This is a genomic window from bacterium 336/3 (assembly GCA_001281695.1).
Classification (GTDB): Bacteria; Bacteroidota; Bacteroidia; order Cytophagales; family Thermonemataceae; genus Raineya.
On the sequence record LJIE01000004.1, the window covers coordinates 23,408 to 44,932 of the forward strand.

At 30.5% G+C, this 21,525-nt stretch carries 28 protein-coding genes and 1 tRNA gene; 22 read left to right on the forward strand and 7 right to left on the reverse strand.

Annotation, left to right across the window (positions count from 1 at the left end; genetic code table 11):
* Positions 1-5 precede the first annotated feature (5 nt).
* The 11 genes from AD998_20720 (at position 6) to AD998_20770 (ending at position 8,891) form a co-directional block, all read left to right on the forward strand.
* Complete coding sequence (locus tag AD998_20720) at positions 6-998, forward strand: NmrA family transcriptional regulator (GenBank protein ID KOY84427.1); 993 nt, start codon at positions 6-8, stop codon at positions 996-998.
* 386 nt (positions 999-1,384) lie between these two features.
* On the forward strand, positions 1,385-2,155 hold the full coding sequence (locus AD998_20725; protein KOY84428.1) for a hypothetical protein: 771 nt from the start codon (positions 1,385-1,387) through the stop codon (positions 2,153-2,155).
* A gap of 309 nt (positions 2,156-2,464) precedes the next feature.
* Positions 2,465-2,540, forward strand: a tRNA-Tyr gene (locus AD998_20730).
* Positions 2,541-2,747: 207 nt separating this feature from the next.
* Positions 2,748-3,326, forward strand: coding sequence for a cyclic nucleotide-binding protein (locus AD998_20735; protein KOY84429.1), 579 nt, complete (start codon positions 2,748-2,750; stop codon positions 3,324-3,326).
* A 69-nt stretch (positions 3,327-3,395) separates the two neighbouring features.
* The gene (locus tag AD998_20740) at positions 3,396-3,968 is read left to right on the forward strand and encodes a hypothetical protein (protein KOY84430.1); all 573 of its coding nucleotides are present in this window, start codon (positions 3,396-3,398) and stop codon (positions 3,966-3,968) included.
* A 21-nt stretch (positions 3,969-3,989) separates the two neighbouring features.
* Positions 3,990-4,334, forward strand: coding sequence for a 5-carboxymethyl-2-hydroxymuconate isomerase (locus AD998_20745; GenBank protein ID KOY84431.1), 345 nt, complete (start codon positions 3,990-3,992; stop codon positions 4,332-4,334).
* Positions 4,335-4,370: 36 nt separating this feature from the next.
* Positions 4,371-5,585: a hypothetical protein gene (locus AD998_20750; GenBank protein ID KOY84432.1), complete on the forward strand. Its 1,215-nt coding sequence runs from the start codon at positions 4,371-4,373 to the stop codon at positions 5,583-5,585.
* A gap of 176 nt (positions 5,586-5,761) precedes the next feature.
* Positions 5,762-6,568: an esterase gene (locus AD998_20755; protein KOY84500.1), complete on the forward strand. Its 807-nt coding sequence runs from the start codon at positions 5,762-5,764 to the stop codon at positions 6,566-6,568.
* A complete protein-coding gene (locus AD998_20760) occupies positions 6,558-7,133 on the forward strand; it encodes a hypothetical protein (protein ID KOY84433.1) in 576 nt (191 codons plus the stop codon). The genes AD998_20755 and AD998_20760 overlap by 11 nt, the downstream gene beginning before the upstream one ends.
* Before the next feature lie 310 nt (positions 7,134-7,443).
* A complete protein-coding gene (locus AD998_20765; GenBank protein ID KOY84434.1) occupies positions 7,444-8,007 on the forward strand; it encodes a Crp/Fnr family transcriptional regulator in 564 nt (187 codons plus the stop codon).
* Between the two features lie 203 nt (positions 8,008-8,210).
* Positions 8,211-8,891, forward strand: coding sequence for a thiamine biosynthesis protein ThiJ (locus AD998_20770; GenBank protein KOY84501.1), 681 nt, complete (start codon positions 8,211-8,213; stop codon positions 8,889-8,891).
* 603 nt (positions 8,892-9,494) lie between these two features.
* Here AD998_20770 and AD998_20775 read toward each other — a convergent pair.
* From AD998_20775 to AD998_20790, 4 genes are all read right to left on the reverse strand, one after another.
* Positions 9,495-10,052: a hypothetical protein gene (locus tag AD998_20775; GenBank protein KOY84435.1), complete on the reverse strand. Its 558-nt coding sequence runs from the start codon at positions 10,050-10,052 to the stop codon at positions 9,495-9,497.
* A 112-nt stretch (positions 10,053-10,164) separates the two neighbouring features.
* Positions 10,165-10,638 carry a Dps family ferritin gene (locus AD998_20780; GenBank protein ID KOY84436.1) on the reverse strand — a complete coding sequence of 158 codons (474 nt, stop codon included), beginning with the start codon at positions 10,636-10,638 and terminating at the stop codon, positions 10,165-10,167.
* Between the two features lie 249 nt (positions 10,639-10,887).
* A complete protein-coding gene (locus tag AD998_20785; protein ID KOY84502.1) occupies positions 10,888-11,370 on the reverse strand; it encodes a hypothetical protein in 483 nt (160 codons plus the stop codon).
* 129 nt (positions 11,371-11,499) lie between these two features.
* Positions 11,500-12,174 carry an ornithine aminotransferase gene (locus AD998_20790; GenBank protein KOY84437.1) on the reverse strand — a complete coding sequence of 225 codons (675 nt, stop codon included), beginning with the start codon at positions 12,172-12,174 and terminating at the stop codon, positions 11,500-11,502.
* Positions 12,175-12,420: 246 nt separating this feature from the next.
* On the opposite strand from AD998_20790, the gene AD998_20795 reads away from it, so the two are divergent.
* The 4 genes from AD998_20795 to AD998_20810 all read left to right on the forward strand — a co-directional run bounded on the left by AD998_20795 (position 12,421) and on the right by AD998_20810 (position 14,074).
* Entirely contained in the window at positions 12,421-12,636 is a 216-nt protein-coding gene (locus AD998_20795) for a hypothetical protein (protein ID KOY84438.1), read from the forward strand.
* Between the two features lie 47 nt (positions 12,637-12,683).
* A complete protein-coding gene (locus AD998_20800; protein KOY84439.1) occupies positions 12,684-12,971 on the forward strand; it encodes a hypothetical protein in 288 nt (95 codons plus the stop codon).
* Positions 12,972-13,026: 55 nt separating this feature from the next.
* Positions 13,027-13,380, forward strand: a complete 354-nt coding sequence (locus AD998_20805) for a cupin (protein ID KOY84440.1) — start codon at positions 13,027-13,029, stop codon at positions 13,378-13,380.
* Between the two features lie 133 nt (positions 13,381-13,513).
* Positions 13,514-14,074: an AraC family transcriptional regulator gene (locus tag AD998_20810; GenBank protein KOY84441.1), complete on the forward strand. Its 561-nt coding sequence runs from the start codon at positions 13,514-13,516 to the stop codon at positions 14,072-14,074.
* A 48-nt stretch (positions 14,075-14,122) separates the two neighbouring features.
* On the opposite strand, the gene AD998_20815 is transcribed toward AD998_20810, so the two are convergent.
* Positions 14,123-14,344, reverse strand: a complete 222-nt coding sequence (locus AD998_20815; GenBank protein ID KOY84442.1) for a hypothetical protein — start codon at positions 14,342-14,344, stop codon at positions 14,123-14,125.
* A gap of 29 nt (positions 14,345-14,373) precedes the next feature.
* Here AD998_20815 and AD998_20820 point away from each other — a divergent pair, with 29 nt between their 5' ends.
* The 4 genes from AD998_20820 (at position 14,374) to AD998_20835 (ending at position 18,248) form a co-directional block, all read left to right on the forward strand.
* Positions 14,374-14,604 carry a hypothetical protein gene (locus tag AD998_20820; GenBank protein KOY84443.1) on the forward strand — a complete coding sequence of 77 codons (231 nt, stop codon included), beginning with the start codon at positions 14,374-14,376 and terminating at the stop codon, positions 14,602-14,604.
* Positions 14,594-14,854 carry a hypothetical protein gene (locus AD998_20825; GenBank protein KOY84444.1) on the forward strand — a complete coding sequence of 87 codons (261 nt, stop codon included), beginning with the start codon at positions 14,594-14,596 and terminating at the stop codon, positions 14,852-14,854. The genes AD998_20820 and AD998_20825 overlap by 11 nt, the downstream gene beginning before the upstream one ends.
* 110 nt (positions 14,855-14,964) lie before the next feature.
* Positions 14,965-16,005, forward strand: coding sequence for a pesticidal protein Cry7Aa (locus AD998_20830; GenBank protein ID KOY84445.1), 1,041 nt, complete (start codon positions 14,965-14,967; stop codon positions 16,003-16,005).
* Positions 16,002-18,248: a hypothetical protein gene (locus tag AD998_20835; GenBank protein KOY84446.1), complete on the forward strand. Its 2,247-nt coding sequence runs from the start codon at positions 16,002-16,004 to the stop codon at positions 18,246-18,248. Before AD998_20830 ends, AD998_20835 begins: the two co-directional genes overlap by 4 nt.
* Before the next feature lie 76 nt (positions 18,249-18,324).
* On the opposite strand, the gene AD998_20840 is transcribed toward AD998_20835, so the two are convergent.
* Positions 18,325-18,540 carry a hypothetical protein gene (locus AD998_20840; GenBank protein ID KOY84447.1) on the reverse strand — a complete coding sequence of 72 codons (216 nt, stop codon included), beginning with the start codon at positions 18,538-18,540 and terminating at the stop codon, positions 18,325-18,327.
* Positions 18,541-18,793: 253 nt separating this feature from the next.
* On the opposite strand from AD998_20840, the gene AD998_20845 reads away from it, so the two are divergent.
* The 3 genes from AD998_20845 to AD998_20855 all read left to right on the forward strand — a co-directional run bounded on the left by AD998_20845 (position 18,794) and on the right by AD998_20855 (position 20,149).
* Entirely contained in the window at positions 18,794-18,979 is a 186-nt protein-coding gene (locus tag AD998_20845) for a general stress protein CsbD (GenBank protein ID KOY84448.1), read from the forward strand.
* 78 nt (positions 18,980-19,057) lie between these two features.
* Complete coding sequence (locus tag AD998_20850; GenBank protein KOY84449.1) at positions 19,058-19,486, forward strand: hypothetical protein; 429 nt, start codon at positions 19,058-19,060, stop codon at positions 19,484-19,486.
* A gap of 27 nt (positions 19,487-19,513) precedes the next feature.
* Positions 19,514-20,149 (forward strand): hypothetical protein, encoded by a 636-nt coding sequence (locus AD998_20855; GenBank protein ID KOY84450.1) that lies wholly within the window; start codon positions 19,514-19,516, stop codon positions 20,147-20,149.
* Positions 20,150-20,401: 252 nt separating this feature from the next.
* Here the strand turns inward: AD998_20855 and AD998_20860 are convergent, their stop codons facing one another.
* Positions 20,402-21,505, reverse strand: a complete 1,104-nt coding sequence (locus AD998_20860) for a hypothetical protein (protein KOY84451.1) — start codon at positions 21,503-21,505, stop codon at positions 20,402-20,404.
* Positions 21,506-21,525 lie beyond the last annotated feature (20 nt).

Sequence of the window (21,525 nt, forward strand, 5' to 3'; positions counted from 1 at the left end):
AAAAAATGAAATCAAAAGTATTGATCATGTTAGCCACAGGTAAAACAGGCTATGCTAGTACTGTGCAACTTTTACAAGAGGGTTATTCTGTAAGGATTTATGTGCGTTCAAAAAATGAAAAGGCATTAGCATTAGAAAAGTTAGGTGCAGAAATTGCTTTAGGCGACTTTGATAATAAACAGCAATTGCAAAAGGCATTGAAAGGAATACAGAATGTTTATTATTGTTACCCTTACAAATCAGGAATGGCAAAAGATGTAAACTTATTCATTGAAACTGCCAAAGAAGCAAACATACATTCAGTAGTTTTTATGGGGCAACGCATTGCTGAATTTGCTGATACAGGTAGTGCTATGACTGCTGATGTGCGAAAGTCTTACGAATTATTGAAAAATTCAGGATTGAATGTGGTGTATTTTGCCCCTGGCTATTTTGCTGACAATGTGTTTGTAATAACAGAATTTGTTTTGCAGTTAGGTTTGATGCCTAATCCATTCGCTAATGGCAAAAACCCTTGGATTTCAATTGAAGATATGGCTCGTTGCATTGTAGCATTATTAAAAAATCCAGAACCTTACTTTGGACAAAAGCTTTTTCCGACAGGCAGCAAATCAATCTCACCAAAGGAGATGGTCAATATTTTCTCAAAAGTTAGTGGTAGAAAAGTTACCAAAGTGAATATCCCAGATTGGTTGTTTTTCAAAGCTGGTATTATGAGTGGAATGAATTTCGGGTTTGACAAATTTGCAATTATACAATCTACTTTTTACAATAAACAAATGCAAATCAACCGTTTTGATATAGAACCAACTGATATTGTTAAAAAATTGACAGGTCGTGAACCAGAAGACTTTGAAACAATTACAAGGCAGTATTTTGATAACTCACCATTCAAATATAGGACATTTTCCACTTGGCTGACAACTTTCATAAAATTCAATAAAATGCCATTTACAAAAGTACCTTCTGAAAAAGAAAGGGTAGAAATAAACAGATAGAGAATGTCAACAAGTAATAAGGAAGAGCAACTGCTACACAATCAAGACTCAAAATTGGAAAATAGCCCTTTTAAAAGGGCTTATTTTTTAATGAGTTTAAAATTTACCTGCCTCAAAAAGACTAAAAAAAGTCCAATAAAACGTGGAGTACTAAAGACTCTCATGACTTGATAGAATATCTTGGACTGTATTTCTTAATATCCTTGCATAGGTAAATATATTGAATATTTATACAATAGCTAACCGTTTTTTATAAGATTTGATTTTTATGCTCTTTTCTCCTATATTTGAGTTGTGCAACAAAAACCTATACTAGATCAACTATAAAAGACGTGGATTGACTTTTGATATAAAAACAGTGTTAGATTAACAAAATATATAAACTTATGAAACCGCAAAAATTAAGCGTATTACTGGGCATTCGTGAAAGAGTAGAAACTGTATTTAAAAATGCCATTGATGATTTATTTCAAAAATTTAAAAATAAGCAAACACTCTTTAGAGGAGAGCGTAAAACTTATATCCCTTTTGATGGATATGCTGATGAGCCCACTAAACGTAGTTTTACGAATGTAGCATCCACAGTACAAGAGCAGTTAGACTGGTTATCGGAAAGTTCTAAAGACTTTTTGAATGTGGTATTTAGCATTGAAGCAACCAATGCTTCAGGTACTCCCAGAGCTGAACTTATTTTAGATGGAACACCAGTTGGAGTATTTAGCTCTTTAGAATTATTACGATTAAAATCTATTTTAGAAGGGAAATTACGTGATTTATACAAAGAGTTGCCAGTAAGATCAGAGCAAGTAATATGGGTTTTGGCAGAAGAAATAGCTTTTAAAGAACGAGGAATTCAGCAAAGTCCTTTGGAAAAAGGAAATAGTAAGACAACTATCAAAGAATCATATATTTTGCAAGATCCACATCCTGACAAAAACCGTCAACCAGTAGTGGGTGAAAAATCAACTCAAGTAAATATTGGTGAATATACTGCTCAATATTTTTCAGGAGAATTTACCATTTATCAAAGAGCACATATGTTAGTTAAATATGAAAAATTACTTCAGGCTGTTATTACTGCGTTAGAACATGCTAATAATGTGGAAGTAGTGGAGAGTCAGCTTGGACAGGTGATTTTTGATTATTTACATAAATAACTTATAATGTGATGTTTATCATTACATCATAAAGAAACAACTCTAACTTTAGCTTTAGCGTAAGATTGATGATGCTAGATAATCAGATTTATCTTTGTGAGTTGAGCTTTAAGTTGAGTTTAATCGGTGAAAGTCAAATTTTCCTTTTTCTTGGCATCGGTTCGAATCCGATTCAGTCCTCTAGATTTTTTTACATAAGGACTGATAGCTTAGGGGTAGAGCAAGAAACTTCAGCCTAAAAAAATTTGAACATGAGTAGCCACAAGAGCCCTGCTTATCATAGGATATTTTGAAAGTGGGGCTATTTCTAAGGAGGTACGCAAAATGGTAAAGCGGCTTTTTCTAGCGGAGTGTATTGAAGGTTCGAATCCCTCTCTCCTTACTAATTTTCTTACAGAATACTAGTCTGAAACTATTCTCTACATGGTAAATTATCTTAAAATCCTTCAGGCGTTATTATCAAATACTATGGCAAAATTATAATAGTGTATTAGGTATCTGTATTAAGAGAAAATACTACTAAAAGTGAAAAGTGAAAAAGCTATATTTTTCTAAATGCCCTAACAACCTCGCAATTAATAATTTTGGAGATATGGATAAATTTAAATATTTTTTGAGAGAACTTGCTCCTATTACAGATAAGGAATTTGAGGAGACTATTTCTTATTTTACCAACCAAAATTTGAAAAAAGGCGATTTCTTTGCGAAGCAAAATAAGATATGCCAACATGTTGCTTTTATCCTAAAAGGTACATTGAGAACCTACTATATCAACGATAAAGGTGAAGACATAACTTCATGTTTTTGCACAGAAAATCGCTTGACTACTTCCTACAAAAGCTTTACTACCCAGCAACCTTCGCATCTTAGTTTGCAAGCTATTGAAGAAACAGAGCTGTTGGTTATTGATTACGATAATTTACAAAAACTATATGCCAAGAGTATTATTTGGCAAACCATTGGTAGGGCTATAGCGGAAAAAGAATACATGGAGATGGAACAATATGCCTCCGTTCTGAACAACGAAACTGCTAAAGAAAAATATTTACGACTGTTAAAAGAACAGCCTCAAGTGGTACAAAAAGCAACGGTGGAGGATATCGCTTCCTATTTGGGCATCACCCGCAGAACCTTATCAAGGATACGTCAAGAAATTACCAAATCTATTTGAGGACAAATGACCTTGTTTACTCGCAAATCTCAGTTTAATTTTGCAAACAAATCTTAAACATCATAAAAAATGGAAATTGTTTTGCTGATTACCTCGATTTTGCTTGTTGCTTTTGCCTCCTTGGCTGTTGTAGACGGCTTCTACCTGCATATTTTTAGGTATCAGTTGCATAATCAGAAAGAAAGTAGGTCTGAACACTTGACGCATACAATAAGGGCTATTTTATTTCCTGCGATTGTATATTTTCTTTTTCTAAAACAAAACTCGGCTATGAGTTTTTACATAGGAATATCATTGGTATTCATAGATATGATAGTCCTTACTATAGACGCCTATATCGAGAAAGATAGTCGTGCCTTTATGGGAGGTTTACCAAGATGGGAATACATCTTACACCTATTTGTGAATGGCTTTCATTTTTCGTCTATCGCTGTTTTTCTAGTAGCAAAGCTCAATTTTTCGGATAATGGAATTGAAATAGTTGCTGACTTAAGTTATTTAAAAAACTTTTTATTTTTCGAGTTTATCGTTTTTAATCTGATTCCTGGTGCTATTTTATTAGCTTTTATTCATGTTTTTATATCCTTTAAATCAACAGCTATTTATTGGAATGTTTGGAGAGCAAAAATAACTTGTTGCTAAAAATATATTTGCTTTTAAAATATGCCCCATTTTGTTATTGACTGTTCTGAGAATGTCATAAAACTAAAATCTCCCAAAGACATTATGCAAGTTGTTTATGATACAGCAGAAGCTGCCTCACTTTTTGATAAAGGAGATATCAAAGTGCGAATCAACCCATACCAATACTACAATATTGGTAATACAAAAAATGACTTCATTCATATCTTTGCTAATATTATGGAAGGCCGTAATACAGCACAGAAAGCAGAGCTTTCCCAAAAAATAATAAGTTGTTTGAAGTTACTATTTCCCAATGTACCCATTATATCGATGAACATAAGAGATTTCGAAAAATCTACTTATTGTAATAAATCGATGGTGTAATTATATTAAAAAACCACATTTTAATTTCCAATAAAAATGAAACAAATACCTTTTATTTTTACTTGTCTTGCAATCTTTATTTTCTTTGCAAGACCATTGAAGGCACAAACAGACACACGCAACATAACCATAGGTGTTGTGGATAGTGTCGACTCTAAAGTTTTGAACGAAAAACGTAGAATTTTAATTCATGTCCCCAAAGGAGAGGGTAAAAAGTTTCCCGTACTCTATGTTTTAGATGGTGATGACCATTTTGAAGCATTAGTAGGTATGATAAAACGTCTGAACTCGACTGATAATTGTTCAGAAATGATCATTGTAGGAATTTCTAATGCGAATAGAAATAGATCGAGAGACTTGACACATACCAAGGCAGATGACCCTCGATTTAGGCTAAGAAATACAGGTGGGGGAGAAAAATTTATGGAGTTTATTGAAAAGGAATTAATGCCTAAAATAGAAACAAGTTATTCGACGGCTCCATATCGTATATTTGTCGGACATTCTGCTGGTGGTTTGTTGGTTATGAATACTTTATTGAAACAAAAGCAGCTTTTTAATGCATACATTGCCATAGACCCTGCAATGCTGCATGATAACAAAAAACTGTTGAAGGAGTCAAAAAAAATATTGACTGAAAATACTTTTGCTAATAAATTCTTGTTTTTAGCCATCGCTAATTCAATGGATGAAGGTATGGACACCATTTCAGTTCGGAAAGATGAAAGTTTTAATGCAATGATTATCCGCCCTATTTTAGAAACCAAAGATATACTAGTGGCTACTCAATCAAATCAATTAAAATTTGACTATAAATATTATGCTCATGATGACCACAGGTCAGTTGCTTTTTTAGCAGAATATGATGCTATTCGTTTTTTCTTCAAAGATTACAAATTTATCATGAAAGATGCTTATTTAACAGATGCAAATGCAAAGTTGAGTGTAATTTTAGAAACCCATTATAAAAAAGTATCTACCCAATTAGGCTATACCGTCCTTCCTGATGAGAATTTGGTAAATGATGCTGGATATACTGCATTAGGGAAAAAGCAATTTGACAAAGCAGGCAATTTATTTAAATTGAATGTCTTAAATTATCCTAAAAGCTCAAATGCTTTTGATTCACTTGGTGATTTTTTTTTAGAAATAGAGGATAATGCAAACGCTATTATTAGTTTTAAAAAAGCATTAGAAATCAAAGAAACTCCACATACACGCAAAAAAATGGAAAAATTGCTAAAAAAATAATTTAATAAAAATATTCATTCATGTTTTGATAGAATTCTTTGGAAAAGGCTTCAAATAAGTAAATGTAAATATCATTTAAATAAAATTAATAAAAAATCTTTATGAATAAAAAAGTAATAAATAGCATTTATCAAAGAAATCAAGTTTCAATAACGAACTCTTATTTCAATAATAATATTTTATGGCATAAGCTAAAAGCGTTTTTCATTTGTATTTTCTTGATATCACTGCTTGGTTGCAGTAAAAATGAACCTGAAATAATAGGTAAGACATCAGAATTTACAATCTCCTCATCAATAGTAAAAGATGATTACCCAATTTCTGTCTATCAATCACCACTATATACAGGAAGTCTGAGTAATGAACTAATAGTTGTTCTCGATGGTGAATTGCGTTTTAAAGATATTGTCAGTATAATATCTGAAAAAACAGCAAATGGGAGTATTGCACCATGTTTAGTTGTTGGGATTGGAAATCTAAAAGAGAGAAATCGGGATTACACACCCACAAAATATGAATATGGCAAGGGAGGTGCAGAAACCTTCTACAAATTTCTAAAAGATGAGTTGATTCCAGAACTTAAATCAAGATACAACATTCAATCCAATCAAAAAGCTACTTTAATTGGCTATTCATTTGGAGGTCTTTTTGTTCATTATGTTATGTTTCAAAATAGAAATGATAATCCTTTCAATAAATTCATTTCTGGTGGTTGCTCATTTTGGTATGATTCAGGTGTAATTTTCGAGTACGAAAAAAAATATGCTTCAAACAATACTGATTTAGATGTAAAATTTTACTCAGGTATGGGTTCTCTGGAGGGCGGAGTTAGTTTAGGCTCTTTCACTGAAATGACGAACAGACTAAAAAGTAGAAACTATCCTCGGTTTCAAATGAAAACAGAAACTATAAAAAAGCACGGACATAGTGATGCTGCTAATAACACCTTTAAAAATGGATTAAATTATTTATATGAAAACTAAAATTCTAATAACAATCTTATATGTGCTTTTTCTAACAAAAATTCAAGCACAACAAAAATTGCTTAATCATAAATCGTTTGAAATAGGTATTGCCGTTGCAGGCAGTGAAACACTTTTTTATGGAGCTTTTGTAAAATACAATGTGCCATTAACCTCTAAAAAACACTTTTTTTATATGGCACCCACTCTTACAACTTACTTTGATTTCAAAGGTGAATCTACTGCTCAAGCTTATTTAAAAAATGACGTAGATATGAGAATCCTTCCTACAATTAACCTTGGATATTCTTTAAATTTGGGAAAATTTCAGTTAAATCTTGAGATGCCTTTAGGAACGAGTATTGCAATAACCAAAGGAACTTTAGTGAATGAAAGAATAGGCTTTCAACAAAATTATTCAAATACAGAAGTCTTTTTTAACTACGGTTTTCTGTTTGCTCCAAAATTTCGACTTAACCAAAACAATCAGATTGGTTTATCAGCATTTCTGCCTTTGATTAAAGATAAAGCCCAATCGGGTTATCAATTTGGATTGGGTTGGACTAAAAGTTTTGCTAATAGATAGAGCTAAAACTCTTAAAATTGATATTGAGTTGTGTTAATATTCGCTGAGGAGAATCCTTATATGGTTTTAATATTCTAGTAATTTTCAAACAAAAAGATTCAAAGAACAGCTCCTTACATCAGTAATTGTTGTACAACTCAGACTTAAGATTGGAAAATAGTAAAATTGAGAAAAAATGAATTTTATATAATCTTTTTATGGACTTTTAGTTATAAATTTAGCAACAGTTACGGGCTGACGATTTTCAAATACCATCATATTGCTAAGCTATGTCCGTATGCCATTTTAAAAAGACAGTCTACAAAATAAGATGAATGAGATACTGAGACAGCAAATAGAGAAAATCACTCCATTGACAGATAAAGAGTTTCAATATATTTTGTCTCACTTTACAACTAAAAAATTAAAGAAACACCAATATCTGATACAGGAAGGTGATTTTGTTCAGAATGACCATTTTGTAACAAAGGGGCTTTTGAAAGCATACTATATAAATCAGGATGGTAAAGAACACATCATGCAGTTTGCGATGGAAGACTGGTGGATTACGGATTATCAAGCCTACTTCAAAGAGACTAAATCAACACTGGTGATTGATTGTATTGAAACTACAGAGGTACTTTGTTTATCTCTACATAATCGAGAAAAACTTTGTGCTGATATGCATAAAATAGAACATTTCTTTAGAAAAAAATCTAATGGAGGATATGTGGCTTTACAACAAAGAATACTTTCTTTATTAAATAGTAATGCAAAAGAAAGATATGAGCAGTTTTTCCAACAATATCCAACATTGTTTCAAAGAGTTCCAAAAACTCTAATAGCCTCTTATTTAGGTGTATCAAGAGAAACACTTAGCCGACTTTCTTCTTAGTGTGATTTACATCACATCAAAATTGTGATTTACCTCCTGTGACAAGATGGAAAATGTTCTGAAATTTGCATCATTATATTAAAACAGTGATGGCAACGAACAACGTATAAAAAAATATCTTGTCAGGAATTATGGTAATTGCAGGTTGCACCATTTTACTTGAATTAAATCAAGCAACAGTACAAACATTAAATTCAAAAAAAATGAGTAAGAAAATTTTATTTGTGGTTACAAGCCACGACAAATTGGGAGAAACAGGCGAATCTACTGGTTATTACTTAGGTGAAGTAACTCATCCTTGGGCTGTCTTGAGTGATGCAGGATATGAAATTGATTTTGTAAGTCCCGAAGGTGGTAATCCACCCTATTATGGAGCGAATACTGAAGACCCAATCAATCAAAAGTTTTTAGCAGATCAAAAGTATCAAGCTAAAATTCAAAATACCATGAAACCTTCTGAAGTAAATCCATCTGACTACATAGCCATTTTATATGCAGGTGGACATGGTACTATGTGGGATTTTGCAGACAATATAGAACTTGCTACAATTGCACAGAAGATTTATGAAAATAATGGAATTGTAAGTGCAGTTTGTCATGGACCCGCAGGTTTGGTAAACATCAAATTAAATAATGGAAAGTATTTGGTTGATGGAAAGAAAATTAATGCCTTTACAAATGAAGAAGAAGTAGCCGTGAAATTAGAAAATGTTGTTCCTTTTAGCTTGGAAACAAAACTAATTGAACGTGGAGCAAAGTTTGAAAAATCAGGACTATGGCAATCACATGTAACGGTTGATCAAAGGGTGGTAACAGGTCAAAATCCTCAATCAGCACATGGGGTTGGAGAGGCAGTTCTAAAAGAACTTCAAAGCTTTAATTAATTTAAAAAACAAGAATGAGGTAGCAAAAATGCTACCTCATTCTTACTTTTTAGAAATACTAGGACTGGAAATTATCAGAGAAATATAAATAACTAAGCGAGTCTTACAAACTATATTTAGCTTTTAAGATACTTTAAAATACACATTTTTGATTTTCTATTCTTATCTTTTTTAATAGTATAGATTTATTTGTTAAAATGGTATTTCTTTTACAGGCTGATGATATGTGACAAAGACAGCTATTTCGTAAAAGAAGGCAAAAGTCTTTACAAATGGGTTTCATTGAAGTTAGACAATTTCAACACTGCTCAATTACAAAAACTGGAAAAGAACGAACCACATATTTCATTGACAAAAAAGATGTAGTAATTTTACAACATGTATTATTACCAATAAATTTTATATTTTGGGATGATGTTTATACACTTAATTTGTAAGTTGTCTTAAAAAGATTAAGTTCTGCTATGTATTTTGGCAGAATCTTCTGAGTTTATATGAAGAATACTATAAGAAATAAAAAACAGTATCATCAATACTGTTTTTTTAGACACACAAAGAGTATGATGAGTACTCTATAAGTTAGATTATAATTCTCTATTATATTTATATTGAAATAGGTGTATTTTTTAAGTCATCTATATTTTCCATTACAGGAGTATAGAGCAGTATATTAATTCCAAGAATGATGAAAATGACACCATGACCTATATAAATCATTTCTTGGTTTGTATTCGCATAAGATGTAACAACTACTGTGCCTATACCTGTAAATAATGCAATTAAGATCCTTACAAGTACTATTTTATAAATAATATTTTGACCTAAGTTAAATAACCAATTACAAAATAGTATTTCTGAAAAAGCATAAAAAATGAATAAAAATGTAGTATAATAGTTTAATGTTTCAAAAGTTTGACAAAAAAACAAGATAGCAATTGAATAACTTATCATTGCTATGGCATGCATTTCATGATATGCAAATTGAACGAGCTTTTTTCTACGTGAGAGAGCTGTAACAAAAGCAAAAACAGCCCCAATGGTTAGAATAATCCCTAATATTAATTTTAGAGATGAGAATAAACTATTTCTTAAAAATATCATCAGTAATCCCGCAGAAATAATCGTGAAACCATATATGAATAATGGAGTGTGTTTTTTCATAGTAGTATGATATTAGATTGTAAATAAATGTTTACAACATGTAAAGTTACATTTTATAGTTATATTGCGTCTTATGTAACTTTTGAAAAAAATTATATAATTCATTGATTATTTAGGTAAGATGTGAACGTAATATCCAAGCCATTTTTTCGTGCTCCTCTATTAAGCTTGTTATAAAATCACTTGTTCCTAAATCATGAAACTCTTCTGTAAAACGTTTAATGTTCTTACGTAAATAAATAATGATGCTTTCATGATCTGTTAGCAATGCTTTTATAAAGCCTTCACTACTATTAATTTGTTTGCTTTGTTCTGTCAAATGTGTTAAAGCCAAATATGATTTTAAAGTTGCTGGAGCATAATGTCCTATTGAACGAATACGTTCAGCAACTTTATCAATAAAGCCATCTAACTCTTGAAATTGTATTTCAAAAAGTTTGTGTTTATCGTAGAAATCGGTTCCTTCAATATTCCAATGAGCATTTTTAGTTTTCATATACAGAATATTTTCATCTGCTAAGATTTTTGATAACTCTTGGGCAACAGTTTGGCGATTTGTGTCAGTTATACCTATTTCAGTTTTCATGATTTTATGTTGGTTTGATATCTTTTTTGAATGGTTTATTTATTTTTTGAGTAATCTTCTTCATTGCTTTTTTAACAATCTTCTCAACTTTCTCTGTTAATTCGAATTTATTATTTTTCAATACTCTAGTTATAGCTACCAGCATTTTATCTTTCAATACGTTATTTTCCATCATACTTATTTTAAAACGTTAAATTTCACAATCTATAATTGTATTTTATAAGAGTTTATAAACTCCTCACTTTATCTTTAAATTTGTTTAGTTTTCTTTAATTTATTTATATCAAAACCTTTTTCTTTTAGTTGAGAAAGGATTTCCTGATAAGTTTCTGCATTGATTGCAGAAGTTCTTGAAAGTATCCACAAGCTTTTTTTGTTGGGGTGACTGACTACTGAATAACTATAGTCTTGAGCTAAATCAATAATCCAATATTTTGCTCTAAAGGGCCAAAAAAATTGAATTTTCAATTTTGCATTACCTGAGTTCTTCTTGCTAAAAGCTTTTCCTTTGATATAGAATAATTTTTTATTTTTTGTACACCTATTTTCTACTAGCATATATCCTTTGCTAGTAATTGTATAGTTTGCTGTTGTATATTCACAACCTTTTTGAAAATTGTTTGGAAAAGATGCTATTTCGTACCAAGTTCCTGCATATAGATTTAAGTTTACACTATATACTGGTTGTAGTTCCTGGGCATTGACATTTGTTGTAATAAATAACAATAGAATGAATATTTTAACTGATATTATAATTTTATTTTTCATAATTTAAATAGGTTAAATAGTTTTGAGTTTTTTAAAAAAATAAGAGGTTTTAACTTACATATAATCAAATAGATAAAATTAGCGGATACTTGATTATTCATCTGCTATTAAGCAAATAGAATCAATAGATAGGTCATTATTTATATGTCGTATGCCAGGTGTATTCCAAGCAATGCGTTCCGCTTCTTCTTTTTGATACCATGAATTCACAGTTCCTGTAAGTACTACTGTTGTACCTGATACCTTTACATGAATATTACTATCGTCAATAGACCAACTTAGATTTAGAGCGTTCTCAACATCTTTTTGTTCAATATTATCATGGGTTTCAGGTTTGATTTGGATGTTGTTGAATACCCCCCTAATACCTTTAAGATAGTTAAGAGCATTTTTAGCAGCTTCTTTTTGGTAGTTCCAAGGCAATTCTCCCTCTAATGTAATCCAGCCATCTTCAACTTTAATAACTATTTTTTCATCAGGTACAGACCAATTAGCTTTTAAAGCATTCAGAACTTGACCTTCTATTTCAAGATTAGTTTTAATCCAAGAATCAGGTAATTTTACTTGGATTTTCTCTACCACAGCCCTTACCCCATTAACTCTCTTTGCAGCATTCTCTGCTTCTATTTTTTTAGCGTAACTATCAACCACTCCTAATAATGATACAATGCCATCTTCAACTGTAACTTCAATCTCTGATGAACTTAAGAGAGGCTCCCATTTAATAGCATTGGTTACTTTTCTTTGTAATTCCTCGTTATTTTTCATGGTTGATACATTAAATATTGTAAATAGATTTCTACAATATCACAAAGGTAGATTGTTTGACTGTGATAAGTATTACACCATTCTCAAAAACAATTACATAATTCATTTATTTTCAGCAATTTCTAAAGAGCATTTTAGAAGTATGATATGTGTAAGCTTTTGCTGGAGTTTTGTAATGCTTTATGTATAGAATACGTCTAAATTTGTATCATTCAATTGTCAAATCATACTTTTAATCAAACGACCATGAACCATAGACTTAATACTCCTTTCACAAAAAATGGTTTTCAACAAGAATTAGAAGAGCGTAAGATTTTCAGAAAGATTAAACAACTGATTTCTTTTTTACTTAATTCAGCAAATCGTCTCCGTTTAACTGTAATGGGCTCTAATTTTAATCAAAAACCAAAAAATATAAATGGACATGTAGTTATGATGAAGAAACCTTCTGAGAGTAAATAAAAGTTATAATCATTTTATACTAAACATTCTATAATTATGAAAACTAAATGGATAAGACCTTTCTTATGGTATCTTTGAGTATCCTACTTATAGGAATGATAAGTTGTGAATTTTTTTCTACTCAAGAGAACAAGAAGGAAAATAGTTCAACCTCTTCTTTATTGAAACCCATTTTAGATTCCATTCATAACTATCATAACAAACAAGTTTTGGATAGTTCTAAAAAAGAGCCAACACTCAATATCATACAAGAGGTTCGAACTATATTTATTAAAAACATGAAAAAAACATCACAAATATATAACGAAAAAATAAAACCACAACAGATAGTTTAGAAAGTATGAATTGAGATATTCACACTTTTTGGGATTCAGACAAACCTATACCATTATGACAAAAATCAATAATAATAATGAAATCGAAAAATCTAAAGCACATATTATTATTGAGCTAATTGAGTACTTACCCAAAGCTGTGGTGAGTAGAACAATTATTAAAAAAACTACAGGGAATATTGCCCTCGTTTCTTTTGATGTGGGTGAGGAAATGGAAGAAAAAATATCTCCTTTTGACACCTATATTCAAATTATTGATGGAGTAGCTTCTATTACCATTCAGGACAAAAATTATACGCTTACTTTAGGTGAAGGAATTATCATTCCAGCCCATGCAAAACATCATTTCAATGCTGATGAGCAGTTCAAAATGATTTCTACAACTATTAAAAGTGGGTATGAAGATTAAAATATATTAATTGAATTTATTTATAAATAGGGTGCTATTTCGTAATACTTATCCTATTATTCTTGTTGTTTAATAATAAAGCTGTTTCTGTGAAAAAATTAAGTATGATTCAAGTATTTTATTTTTTAGCTTTATGAAATTATATGTAAAATACATGGTAAGCCTTCGTTGCAAGATGGTTGTAAAATCTGAACTTGAAAAATTAGGTTTTCACCTAATTTCAGTTGATTTGGGAGTAGCAGAAATATTTGAAGATATATCATCTGATCAGAGAGAACAACTCAAAGTAAATTTACTGAAGTACGGTTTAGAATTATTAGAGGATAAAAAAAGCATTTTGATTGAAAAGATCAAAAATGTAATTATCGAAATGATTCATTATTTAGATGAAATTCCTAAGGTCAATTACTCTCAATATATTAGTGAAAAACTAGATGATGATTATGTATATCTTGCCAACATTTTTTCAGAAGTGAAAGGTATTACCATCCAACATTACATCATCATGCACAAAATAGAGAAAGTCAAGGAACTTCTTTTATATGATGAACTTAACCTTACAGAGATTTCCTACAAAATGCACTATAGTAGTGTAGCTCATTTATCTAATCAATTTAAGAAAATAACAGGATTATCTCCCTCATTCTACAAAAAGCTTAAAAAGAAAAGAAAAAAAAATCTTGAAAATATTTAATAGACTATAAGACAGTATTTTGGCTGTCTTATAGTCTATTCATTACTTTTATTTTGCTTCTGCTTGCATCTTAGTAAGCACGCTTACTACATCTTCTCTTTTTTTACCAAGTCTTGTTTCTATTCGTTTTAATAAATCTTCTTGTTTGTTTTCCTCAAACTTTAAGTCAGTTTCTGTCAGTTGTGGAAACTTTTTGTGAAGTTCTTTTGACAATACATCCCAGTTTCCTGTGATTTTGAAATCTTCGTTTACTTTAGTTGGTACATGCATGATTTCTAAGATTTAAAATGTGAACTGTTATGCAAACCTACATACCTTTTCTTGATAAGTTCTTACATCTATTCTTTGTAAAGTTATGTATATCATACTTTTTACTGTATTCATTGAATAATGTAAATCTGAAGTTGAATTGTGTAACTTTTAAAAAGCTAAAGAAGGTAGCTTTGTATAAAAAAACTATGAAAAAGAAATTAGAAACCCTTATTATAGAAATAGTCAATTCACTTAAAAAATATGGTGATGAGTCTTAGCAAAATCAGTAATATCCCAATAAGAATTGGTGAAACTATCAAGGGTGATGATATTCTAGAAAAAGACGAATTACTTGATATTGATAGAAATGTAACAAATACTATTAAAGGCAGTGCTATACTTTCTGAAAATGGAAGTGATGACATTGAAAATATCCTTACAATTGGGCGACTGATTGACGAAGCAACAACGTTTAAAGGAACTGGGCATTTATTATTCTGTTTTTCACCTTTATTCTTACTTGGGTAATGATTCATATCATTTCTAAACTTACCTTTTTACTATTCTAAACTCCTTCTAAACTTTAAAAATAGAGTCTATATTGGAATTGCCCACTTGAAACATAAAATAAGACTATCATGGTAAAAGTTAAACGAGAAGGTATTATTCTTGAAAAAACTGAAAATGAATTTGAAAATAATGCAGTATTCAATCCAGCCGTCTGGCAAGATGGGGAAAATGTACATATTTTTTATCGAGCTGTTAGGAAAGGCAATTTTTCTACAATTGGATATTGTTTGCTAAAAGGTCCTTTAGAAATAGTAAAAAGAAATGATGAACCTCTTATTGTCCCTGAATTTGAGTATGAAAGCCATGGTATAGAAGACCCAAGAATTGTCAAAATTGATGACATCTTTTACCTTACCTATACTGCATATGATAAAGTAAATGCTTTAGGAGCATTAGCTCTCTCAAAAGATTTAGTAAATTTTAAAAAACAAGGTTTAATATCTCCTCAACTCACATACAATAAATTTAAGGAATTAGCCAAGGTTAAAGGAAATATTAGTGATAAATACTTTCGTTATTGTCTTTCTTATGAGAAACGAGATTCTTTAGACCAAAAACTTCTTTTATGGGATAAAAATGTTATGTTTTTTCCAAGAAGAATTAAAAACAAGTTATTGTTTTTACATCGAATTAGACCAGGTATTCAGTTGGTTGTTATTGATAAATTGGAAGATTTGACGGAGAGTTTTTGGATGAATTACTTTATCAATATGGCAAATCATATTGTGATGAACCCTGTATATCGCCATGAAGCAAGTTATATTGGAGCAGGATGCCCTCCCATAGAAACAAAAGAAGGTTGGCTTTTAATTTATCATGGTGTTGAAGATACCCCAGAAGGCTATATTTATCATACTTGTGCAGCATTGTTAGATTTAGAAAATCCACTCAAGGAAATATCAAGGTTAAAAATGCCTCTTTTTTCACCAAAAAATCTGTGGGAGCAAAAAGGAATTGTTGATAATGTAGTTTTCCCAACAGGTACAAGTATTTTTAAAGACAGGCTCTATATTTATTATGGAGCTGCTGATGAATTTATTGCTGTTGCCTCTATGAATATGAACGAATTATTAGATGCATTATTGAATAATAAACCTCTCTCGTCATGAAAAAAACTGAAATTTTAATACTGACTTCTTTTCCACCTCGTAAGTGTGGCATAGCTACCTATAGCGAAGATTTAATCAATACAATTGAAGAAAAATATACTGATGATATTGTTGTAAGTGTTTGTGCTCTCAATAAATCAGATGAATCTATAGAGTACTCTACCAAAGTAAAATGTTCTATAGATACTCGAGTACAAGACAAATATCTCAAATTAGCTCATTATGTCAATGATAGTGTAGATATAAGCCTTGTTATGATTCAACATGAATTTGGGCTATATGGTGGGGAATATGGAAAAGATTTATTAATATTTCTTCAAGCACTATCCAAACCTGCTATAACAACCTTTCATACAGTTTTATCAAAACCTAGTCCATTGTGTAAGGAAGTAGTTCAAGAAATTTGTAACCTTTCTGATAAGATAGTTGTAATGACGAACTTATCAGCAACTATTTTAAAAAATGAATACCAAACTTTAGAAGAAAAAATTGTGGTTATTCCACATGGAACACATTTAATTGAGCCTTTATCACACAAAAAGCAAATAACGTATTTTAAAAATAAATATGTTCTTTCCACATTTGGCTTTATCAGTCAAGATAAAAGTATTGAAACAGCTCTTGAGGCATTGCCTCAAATCATTTCCAAATTTTCAAATGTAATTTATCTCATTATAGGGAAAACTCATCCTGAAGTATTAGCACAAGAGGGTGAAAAGTATCGAGATTTTTTATATGAAAAAGCAACTCAATTAGGAATACAGAAACATATCATATTTATGAATGAGTATCTTCCTCTTCAAGACTTACTAAATTATTTACAACAAACAGATATTTATTTATTTACTTCCAAAAATCCACAACAAGCAGTTAGTGGTACGCTTGCTTATGCGATGTCTGCTGGGTGTCCTATTGTATCCACACCTATTCCTCATGCCTTAGAACTCTTAGATGGAGCAGGGATTAATTTTGATTTCCAAAACTCGCAGCAATTGGCAGATGCTACTATTTCTCTTTTATCGCAGCCTTTATTGACAAAAGAGATGAGATTAAATGCTCTTCACCGTATCAACCCTACCAATTGGCAAAATGTAGCTATTGGTTATATTCAGTTAGCAAAGAAAGTAATGAAACAGGAAAATATAGCTATAGACTATAAATACCCTCCTATATCATTATCACATGTAAAAAGAATGACTACAAGTATGGGGATTTTACAATTTTCCAAAATTGATATACCAGATAAATTGTCAGGATATACATTGGATGATAATTCTAGAGCATTGATAGTTTTATTAAAGCATTTAAGTTACACAAAAGATACTAAAGAATCATTTTTGATAAATATTTATCTTAATTTTATTGCTTTTTGCCAAAAAAGTAATGGCTCATTTTTAAATTATGTAGATTTTGACAAGACAATTTCACCAAAAAATAAGCAAGAAAACTTAGAAGACTCAAATGGAAGAGCTATTTGGGCTTTGGGAGAACTCTTATCATCAAAACATCTGATAAATACTGAATTATTATTAAAAGCAGAGGAAATTCTTGAAAAAGCCATTCCAATGATTAAAAATATGACATCCCCAAGAGCTATGGCTTTTGCTCTAAAAGGTTTGTATCATTATTCCAAATTTAGAAACGATTTCAAAATTACTGAACTTATCAAAGAACTAGCAAATAATCTTGTTGCAAAATACTATGATGTATCCAGTGAAAAATGGCTTTGGTTTGAAAATTATCTTACTTATGCCAATAGTGTATTGCCAGAAGCCATGTTACTTGCATTTAAAGCAACAGGCGATACCTTGTATCAAAATATTGCTAAAAAGTCTTTTGATTTTTTGTTATCTATTATTTTTAAAGGAAAACAAATAAAAGTAATCTCTAATCAAGGTTGGTATTATAAAGGAGAAGAAAACCATTCATTTGGAGAGCAACCCATTGAAATAGCCTATACTATTTTAGCATTAGATACATTTTATCAGGAATTTATGGATGAAGAGTATGTTGATAAAATGAAGATAGCTTTTAATTGGTTTTTAGGTGAAAATCATCTTCATCAAATCGTTTATAATCCTATTACAGGAGGTTGTTATGATGGTTTAGAGAAATATTATGTAAATCTAAATCAAGGGGCAGAATCAAGTTTGAGTTATCTATTAGCCAGATTAACAATGGAAAAGCAAATGTATGCAACTACATTTCACTTTTACCCTAAAAATGCTTTTATAGAGGATTAAATTAGAAATACAAAAAACAGTATTTTTTTAATACTGTTTTTACTCTAATATGAATAGAGCATGAGACTACTCTATGTTATTGAGGATTTTTAGTTTCTATTTGATAGTTCTTGAGTATATTGGTTGCTTCTGCTTGTTTCTCATCAAGCCTTGCTTTAATCCCTTTTAGCAATTCTATATATTTTCCTTCTTCAAATTTTAAATTCATGCCTGTATTTTGCAGGTTTTTTGATAATACACCTTTATTTCCTTGTATTTTCAAACCCTTGTTTATTTTAATGATTATATGCATAATTACTAAAGTTTAAACGACTACACAAAAGTGTTAAAGTTTTTTGAATATACATTACAGATATGAATCATAAACTTACACATATCATACTTTTCTAAATAATCCAAGTATTTAAAATATAGCAATCTGGTATATATGCAAGATATAGCAAGGATTGTGTAAGGCTTACCCTTTAAATTAGACCTACCTTTGTATGGCTATCAAAACCATTATTCTTACGTTGATAGCGATAAACCCTTAAACTAAAAATTTTATGAGCTTCACAGATGAAAAAGGTACTTGGAATAAATTGAAAGGTAAATTGAAACAACAATATGCCATCCTTACTGATGATGATTTACTTTTTGAAGAAGGTAAACAAGATGAGTTGGTAGGAAGACTACAAACCAAACTCAAAAAAACAAAAGAAGAAATTCTTAAACTAATTAGTGGAGTGTAATACATCTCTTCACTTTACGAACCATTATATAATGGTCTTCAATAATATATTACCTCTAAACTCAACATCATGAAAAATATGAGAATATTAACTATCATCAGTCTATTTTTAGTCATAGCTCTTACGAGCTGTACTACACCTTCTGAAAAAGTTGAAGATGCAGAAAATAAAGTAAAGAATGCAGATAAAGAACTCGAAAAGGCTAAAGAAGCATACTTAGAAGATGTTAAAAAAAGTAAAGCAGAAGCCTTAGATAGATTGGTGAAACATCAACAAGAAGTAATTGCATTCAAGGAAAAAATAGCTGTTGAAAAGCAGGAAATAAAGGATAAATATACTCAGAAGATAACTGAACTAGAAGAAAAAAATCAAAAAATCAAAGAAAGACTAGAAAATTATCAAACTGATGATGAAAATCAATGGAAGAATTTCAAAAAGGAACTTAACCATGACATTGAAGAAATTGGAAAGGCTATCAAGAATTTAACTGTTACAAGTGCTCAATAAATAATATAAAACTCAAACTATAAAAAAATGAAAAAACTATTTTATATAATCGTGTTAGTTATTCTTTCAACACACATTAGTGTTGCACAGGATGATGATAGTAGAGAAAAATTCCATTTGGGACTAAAAGCTGGTGCAAATTATGCCAATATTTATGATTCTAAAGGTGAAGAATTTACAGCTGATGGCAGATTTGGGTTTGCTGGAGGTGTTTTCTTTTCTATCCCTATAGGCAAATACTTAGGTGTTCAGCCAGAAGCTTTAATTTCTCAAAAAGGTTTTCAAGGAAAAGGTGTTCTTTTAGGTAGTAATTACGAATTTACTCGTACAACAACCTATTTAGATGTACCCTTATTGATTGCCATAAAACCTGCTCAGTTCATTACCATACTGGCTGGTCCTCAATATTCTTACCTCTTGCGAAGAAAAGAGAAATTTACAAACAATGGAGCAACCATTCTTCAACAACAAGAATTTGAAAATGACGATATCCGTAAAAATACACTTTGTTTTACAGGTGGTGTAGATGTGAATGTTCAACAACATATGGTTGTAAGTTTGAGAACTGGTTGGGACTTACGAAACAATAGTGGTGATGGGAACTCTACAACTCCTCGTTATAAAAATGCTTGGTATCAGGCCACCATTGGATATAGATTTTAGTAAATTTTAGTAAAAACATACCATAACTCTTTAAAAACATGGAAAATCTCTTATATCTTGTAGCCGTTATCTTCATTATTTTATGGTTAATAGGCTTTTTAGGATACAATATGGGTGGAATCATACATATACTTTTAGTAATAGCCGTTATTTCTATATTGATTAGAGTAATAAGAGGTAGAAAAGTATTGTAATACAATGATGATTAAATCAGAGTAATATTTAAGAAGTGCTTGCTAGTTCAGGCACTTCTTATTTTTTATTCTTAGTAGGTATTATTTTTTTAACTAATTTTTCTAGCAGATTCGTATGTAAAAAAGGAATTGTAGTAGGTTTTTGTACTTGTAGGCTAATATGATTGTATTCGGTATAAAATAATTTGAGAAGTAAAATAAAATAAGAAATGAGTAATGGACCAAACACTAAACCAGGTAAACTAAAAAACTTAAGCCCTACAATCACCCCTAACACAGTAATTACAGGGTGTACATCACCTATTTTCTTTGAAATCACCATTCGGATTAAATTATCAATATTACTTAATGCAACTACTCCAAAAATCACCACCAGACCTGCTTGCCATGTATTGCCATTCATCCAAGCATATGCTGCAATTGGTAACCAAATCAAAGCTGTTCCAATTAGTGGAACGATAGAAGCGAAACCTGTTAATATTGCCCACAAACCTGCATCTGGAATATCAATGATTGCAAAACACAAATATGCACAAAAGCCTTGTCCTACAGCAATAGCAGGTACTCCAATAGCATTGCCATATGTTTGGCTTACTAACTCTTGCCCAAAAAGTACTATTTTTGTTTTCTTAAATGGCAAAAAATGAATCAATCCAACCTCCAACTTACGTGTATAAATCAACAGAAAATATAAAAAAAAGTACATCATCAAGATGCTACCAAGTGTATCAACCGTTAATATCAATGCCTCTCCAAAATAATCTGTTAAAAAAGAAACAGACCTTTCAGTAATATTTTTAGTTGAAATTTTGATGGGTAAATTATTGATTTTATCAGTAATACTACTGATTGTCTTACTGATAATCTTTGGATTATTGATCAAAATGGCTAGTTTATTATAAATTAATCCTATTAACACAGAAATAGGCAATACCACAATGAGAAATGATAGCGTAATTACAAGTAAAACGGCTAAATTTTTATTCCATTTCCTCCTTTTTACGAGATAATGTACAATATTTTTAAATAAAACATAAAGGACAACGGCTCCAAGAAATGCTGTAAAAAACTCCCGAACACCATAAAACAAGAAAACACCCAGCAAAAGAATAAAAAATGCATAAATATACTTATTGATGAGTAATTCGGATGTATTTAACATATAGTCATTGCCCTTTCTTG